This window comes from uncultured Leptotrichia sp. (genome assembly GCF_938036635.1).
In the GTDB taxonomy this organism is placed as follows: Bacteria; Fusobacteriota; Fusobacteriia; order Fusobacteriales; family Leptotrichiaceae; genus Leptotrichia; species Leptotrichia hongkongensis.
Genome location: NZ_CALHQO010000321.1, coordinates 1 through 6,751, shown reverse-complemented (window position 1 = coordinate 6,751; position 6,751 = coordinate 1). Strand labels below are relative to the sequence as shown.

The following is a 6,751-nucleotide window of genomic DNA, read 5'->3' as shown; positions in this document are numbered from 1 at the left end:
TAGTATTGACTTAAAATTCATGGATGATTATGTTTTCAGAACTTCAAGTTTCTTTTATTTATTTTTTATGACATTGTTTAGTATGTATTTAAGCATGGGAGTCATATTGTTTAAGTGTCTAGTTTTTATTATGAAATTCCAGAAAGGCTCAAATTTTTTCCAGCCAGCAGTATAAAAAAAGTGTTTTAACTTATGTTTGGATATTTCATGATTTCCGCTTGCTTTAAATATATTTGACCATTTGTAGAATTCCTTGTATGCCCAGTTATAGCCTTGCTCAATTTCATCGGCAGTCATATTTCTGGTTTTGTAGACAACGTGCCTTGTATCGTATAAATCCCAATTTTTTGTTATTATTCGGCTTTCATCTTCCATCCGCTTGAACAGCCTTGTTCCTGGATAAGGCGTTAGAATATGGTAAGTAGAAGTTGTTATGGCGTTTTTTACTCCCCATTCAACAGTTCTTTTAAAAACGTCCTTGTCATCGTAATCCAATCCAAATACAAAGCTTCCGTTTATCATAATTCCCAACGAATGAAGCCTGTTTACTGCGTTTTCATAGTTTCTTTTTAAATTCTGATTTTTATTGCTGGATTTTAGATTTTCTGGAGAAAATGTTTCAAATCCTACAAAAAGACTTCTTAATCCAGCTTGAGCAGCCTTTTCTATTAAATCTCCCGTAAGTATTGAATCAACTGTTGCCGCGCCTTGAAACAGCCTGTTCATTCCTTTCATTCCTTCAAAAAGTTCCGCGGCAAATTTAGGATTTCCTAATAAATGGTCATCTAAAAAGTACAGGTGTCTTCCCGGCAGCCTGTCAATTTCTTTTAGCGCATCATCGACAAGCTGAGTATAAAATGATTTTCCATTCTGGTAAAAAGCGTCTTTGTAGCAAAAATCACAATGATGAGGGCAGCCTCTAGTTACAACGATAGAATTTGGTACAAGATATTTATTCCTTTTTATCAAGTCTCTTCGTGCAGGAGGGGCTCCAATTAATGTCCTGTGTGTAGAAATATACATTTTTTGTGGATTTCTGTTTTTAAAGTCCTGTAAAAATTTAGGAAAAATGTCTTCTCCCGGTCCAATCATTATAGTGTCGGCATGTTCCAGTGCCTCTTCAGGCAATGAAGTCACATGAAGTCCTCCTAATACTACGTAACTGCCCTTCTTTCTGTAATAATCAGCTAATTTATAAGATCTGTAAGCATTTGTAATATACACTTGAATAATAACCAGGTCAGGATTATCTTCTAAGTTTAACTTTTCTACATGCTGGTCCTGCAAATCAATTTCATCATCTTCTGAAAAATACCCTGCAAGTGTTGCCAGTCCCAATGGAGGGAATAACGAGTATTTGACAGGACGCCAGAATGGGCTTTCAGCTTCTGTAAGAGCAGGCAGTATCATTTTTACTTTCATATCGTAACACCTCATTTTTATTATTTATATCGTAAACTTCTTCAAAATTAACTTAAATTAGACAAAACTAGGATTTGAGCAAATCAGTCATAACTTTTGAGTTTAGTCTTAAAGTAGTTTTGCTATGATTATAGCAAGAAAAAAAATCAATTTCAACAAGAAAATTAGTTTTGTGCTTAACTATATAATGTCTTTATGTCATTTTTTTTTCTTGAAAAAACCTAAGAAATTTAGTAAAATATACTTAGCAAGAAAGGTGTATTTTAGTCAGAACATAATAAATTTTATTTTTTTATAATTTTTTCTAAATGTTCGGATATTGAATTATAAAAAAGAGATTTGCAAAATTAAGGGAGAATAGAATTATGAAAAAATTACATATTCTAAGTACGATGATGATGTCAGCAGCAACTGCAATGGCTCAGGAAATAAAGATAAATGGGGGATGGGACTTTGACAGGGCATATAAAAATGATTTAACTAAACATCAGAAAGGTTTGTCAAATACTATTTATGACTATAAATTTAAAAATGGTCCCGTTGCAGGAATAGAGTGGCTGTTTGACAATCAGGGAAGGCTTGAATTAGGAATTGGTGCAGAACATAAGTTTTCTGTAAAATCTTCAGCTTTAAAAGATAAGAATGAAATGAAAATGTATGAAATAACACCAATGTACTTAACAAGCAGATATAATTTAGTAACTTCTAAAGAAGGAAATGATCTTGTTTACCTTATCGGAAGAGTAGGGTATGCTAAGGCTAAAGCTGGAAGAGACAATAAAGAAGATTTGAACGATAAAAATTTTCGTGGTGGACTCTATTATGCTGGTGGACTAGGTACTCAAATTGGTCCTATTTCGATTGAAGCATTATATGAAAGATCAAATTTACGATATGACAAAGTAAATTTAGGTAACATAAATAGAAATAATATAAGTACTCTAAATAATTTTAAAAAGACGAAAGATAATATAAATACGGTTGGTGTAAGAGTAGGATACAGTATCGGAAATATCAAAAATTTACCGAAGAAAAAAAATGAAACTGTGCCTTTTGATCCTTTTAGAACTGATATTTTTGCTAAAACAGGAGATATGCAGTACACTACAGATAAAATTCAGAAAAGAAAATGGAATGGCGGAGAACTTAGACTAAATGCAGGATATAATTTTAAAAATAGATATAATATCCAGCCAGAGCAATTTTTAGGAACAGGAATGAAAAATAATAAATGGCAGTCTGCAAAATCTGATTTTGATATTAAAAAGATGCCTGTTGTTGGTCTGGAATATTTATTTGATAATCAGGGAATTGTTGAACTAGGTCTAGGTGTTGAACAAAAATTTCTTGATATTACAGCTTTTTTTAATGATAAAGAACAGAAACATGTTTTAAGAACCTATCCCGCTTATGCTACAACAAAAATTAACTTAGTAAATAATAAAGGGAATAATCTTCTTTATGCCGTTGGACGAATAGGATATGTACACGGTGAAATAAAGGAGGAAAACTTTAACAAGAAAGATCTTCATGGTGGTCTTTACTATGCTGGAGGATTAGGTACAGAATTAGGCCCAGTTTCTATAGAAGCTCTTTACGAAAGATCAAATTTTAAATATCAGCCAAAAGATACAGTCACTCCTATAAAAACTAAAGGTAAAATCGATACATTTGGTATAAGAGTAGGATACAGAATAGGAAGTATAAAAAATAAACCAAAAATAAAAGAAGTTAAGACAGCAGGATATACCTATAATGACATACCGGAAGAAGATAGAATAGATATAGTTAATAATTTGAAAGATAAAAGTAACGAAGTTTTAACATCTAGAAAGAATCCTATAAAAAGGCAGAAATCTTTGGAAAATGAAATAAAGCAAGCTAGAGTGGCAGGCTATAATACCTATAATGATATACCAGAAGAAGACAGGATAGATATAGCTGGTAATTTGAAAGGAAAAATCAATACTGTTTCAACTTTAAAAAAAGGTACTGTAAAAAGAGAAAAATACTTTGAAGATGAGATAAAAAAAGAAAATGCTAAAAATGTATCTGAAGAAGATTCTATAGATATAATCAATAATTTAAGTTTTAACAGATTATAAAATTACAGATTTTCTAAAAAAAATCCAATTACAATGTGAAGTTGAAATATTAATTTTGAGAAGGAGATAGAAAATGAAAAAATCTATAGTTGCTGTACTGCTCCTAATTTTTTTGAGTTTTTCAATAATGGCTGAAAATATGGGTAACATGCCTTCTTCAGTAAATGAAGTAAAATCAGGTAACGAAATATTATTGAAATGTTTAAATACAGTGGGAGAAAGTACGCAAGGAACTGAAATAACTGAAAATAATGGCAATAATATATTTTTAAAATGCTTAAATTTTGAAAATAGTAGTGAAAATACAGTTACAACAAATAAAATTAACTCTAAAGATATATTGTTGGAGTGTTTAGATACAAGTAAGAATACATCTGATGAAATGGTAAAAAATGAAAATTCGGATGAGAAAATATTAAAATGTTCAAATTTAGTCAAAATAATTAATTCAAATGAATTGTTTCAAACAGAAAAAATAGAAAATATTAATGGAGTTCAGCTGAAATGTTCAAATACAGTAAAAAATATCGGTAAATCTGAAATACCATTATTAGATAGTGGTGGCTCAAATGATATAATATTAAAATGTTCCAATGTATCTGAAGATTTGTCAAAAAACGAAACAAAAATAAACAATGTAACAGGAAATTCAACAGAAATAACATTAAAATGTTCCAATATAGTTAGAGTTATTGACGGAAATAAAGTTTTTTCAGATAATTCGGAAAATGATACTGCAGTAATATTAAGCTGTTCAGATAAAACAGAAAACGCAAATATTATTGGAAATATAGGACAGCCAAAAGTAAATATAGGATCTTTAGGAGGCAATATAGGAGGAAAAGTGCCTGTTGGGCCTATTATTGGCGGAGTGGCAGGAGCTTCTGCTGTCGGAGCGATAGTTGGTGGAATTGGCCATCATAAAGGTGGCGGAAAAGGTGGAAATCCTGGACATCAAAACGGTAGAAATGATGGTGGCAAAGATGATAATCCTAAAAAACAAAAAAAAGATGATACAAAAATTCATAATGTGAAAGGAATTGGAATACAGCCTGTCAACCCTTTTTGGAGAAGTAATCTTAGGGAAGCTGAAGATTCTTATTCCCAAATAGCGAAAGTAGGATTTCAATGGGTAAGAATTACAGCTTCGTGGCATAGAATCCAATCTTCAAAAAATGGAAGATACGACTGGCAGGATATAGATGATGCTGTTGCTCTTGCCAAAAAATATAACTTAAAAGTCTTAATGCAAATAAGTGGTGCTCCTGAATGGGCAACAGGAGCAGACAAACTTTCAGCTGCTGAAAAAAATGCATTGAATGCAAGAAAAATTTGGGTAGCATCATTTGCACCGCTTCAGCAGTATGATAACGATTTTTCAAATTTTGTAAGTGCATTGGTAAAAAGATACGCTTCACAGGGAGTAATTGACTATGAATTTTGGAATGAACCAGGAAATCCAGAATTTTGGCACGATACAATTCAAAATCCTAGACCAAATCCTGAACATTATACTCATTTGCTGAAAATAGCATATACGGCAGCACATAATGCTCATAATGATGTAAATGTTATGGCTGGTGGAATGACGGTAGGAAACAGCAATAGTTCAACAGGATATATCGGACCTATGGAATTTTTAGAAAGAATGTATAGATCTGGTGCAAAGGGATATTTTGATGGTGTATCGCATCATCCTTATGGAATTTATGCCAGAGCATTTCGAGATAATGGTTGGGCAAATATGATAGGTGATGTTGTAGCACCTGGTACTGGAGAAAAGACATTGTACCAGATAATGTCAGAGAATGGTGATGGAAATAAAAAAATATGGCCATCAGAAGTAGGACTGGATGCTGCTTATCCTGGAGTTGATGAAACAAAACAGGCTAATGTAATAAGCCAGATTTTAGGATGGTATCAAAAATCAGACATATTTGGGCCTCTTATTCTATATCAGGCAAAAGATAGAAAGCCTTATATTACCTCAGGAGTAGTGGATAGAGACAGTAATGGAGATGGATGGCTTGACGTAAATATTGATACAAATGGGGACGGTATTCCTGATGCGAATATTGATGCAGATAATAACGGACGGCCTGATATATTGGATGCTGCAGACCCTGAAAATTATTTTGGGATTTGGAAGTCAGATGGCACAGAAAAAAAAGCAGTAGATGTAATTCGAAGATTTATTAAGAATCAGCCAGCACCTGGATCATCTCCATTAAAAAATGGATGTAGCAGTGCTACAGATGCTTCGGGACAATGGAAGAGTGTGAAATGCTGGGAATTTAAAGATAGAAATATCCCTTCTGACTGGGCAAGTAAAAGAATTATCAATCATTTGGGTAGCTATTTGACTTATTTGCCAAGCAGTATCAGTTTAGATGGTGATCACGTAATACTTACTACACGACGTCATTGTGTTAACAGAAAAGGTGATCCTTTAACTGATGCAAATGCCACTACAGGTGTATGTCCTGCAGGTAAAGTTACTCAATATTCAAGTGGTAGATTAGAATCTAATAAGCTTGTAGATGCTTCTAAACCGTTCCGTGCAGAAATACGGGCTAGAATGAACTGGAATCGTCTGCAGGGAATGCGTACAGCCCTTTGGATGCAGAAACAGCAAAATGATGTGGATACGCCTATTTGTAAAAATCCAGGTGGAAGTGCTCCTTATGGTTCATTATTAATTTTGGAATGGTTTTCAAGTACTCCTAGTTATGCGTGGCCTGCAACTAATATCAGCTGTTATTACAGCCAAGTAAATCACGAATGGACTCCACGTGGCTTTACACATCGTCTTGAAAATATTGTTGGTGGACAGAGTAAATCATTGACGCATGAATGGCATGTCTGGACAATTGAGTTTGATGGAACAAAAGTACGTTATTATATGGATGGAAGATTGATTCCTGTTGTTCATTACCGTATTAAGGATGCTCAACGTATCAGTGTAGTTGATAAAACTAGATATGATCAATATGGCAATTATCTTTCTACTATGCCAGATGAAGACTTTAGCAAGTTGAATGCTCCATCTTCCTTAATTAAACAAGGATTTGAGAATGATAAATGGCATTTTATTTTCAATGACTATGTGGAATGGGAACCAGGATTGAACCCGCCTTCTGAGCATTCTCCGTTCCCGGTTCAAACTACAGAAATTGATTATGTTCGGTTGTATCAGAAATAGCAGGATTACTTAGTTTCATATA

General features: G+C 33.2%; 3 protein-coding genes. 2 read left to right on the top strand and 1 reads right to left on the bottom strand.

All coding sequences use genetic code 11. The features are described 5' to 3' along the window. Positions 1-54 precede the first annotated feature (54 nt). Positions 55-1,422 (bottom strand): radical SAM protein, encoded by a 1,368-nt coding sequence (locus Q0370_RS06400; RefSeq protein WP_299573608.1) that lies wholly within the window; start codon positions 1,420-1,422, stop codon positions 55-57. 365 nt (positions 1,423-1,787) lie between these two features. Between Q0370_RS06400 and Q0370_RS06395 the strand changes: the two genes are divergently transcribed. Both Q0370_RS06395 and Q0370_RS06390 read left to right on the top strand, forming a co-directional pair. Continuing rightward, positions 1,788-3,527 carry a hypothetical protein gene (locus Q0370_RS06395; protein ID WP_299573605.1) on the top strand — a complete coding sequence of 580 codons (1,740 nt, stop codon included), beginning with the start codon at positions 1,788-1,790 and terminating at the stop codon, positions 3,525-3,527. Positions 3,528-3,600: 73 nt separating this feature from the next. Further along, positions 3,601-6,729, top strand: a complete 3,129-nt coding sequence (locus Q0370_RS06390) for a cellulase family glycosylhydrolase (protein ID WP_299573602.1) — start codon at positions 3,601-3,603, stop codon at positions 6,727-6,729. The last annotated feature ends 22 nt before the right edge of the window (positions 6,730-6,751 follow it).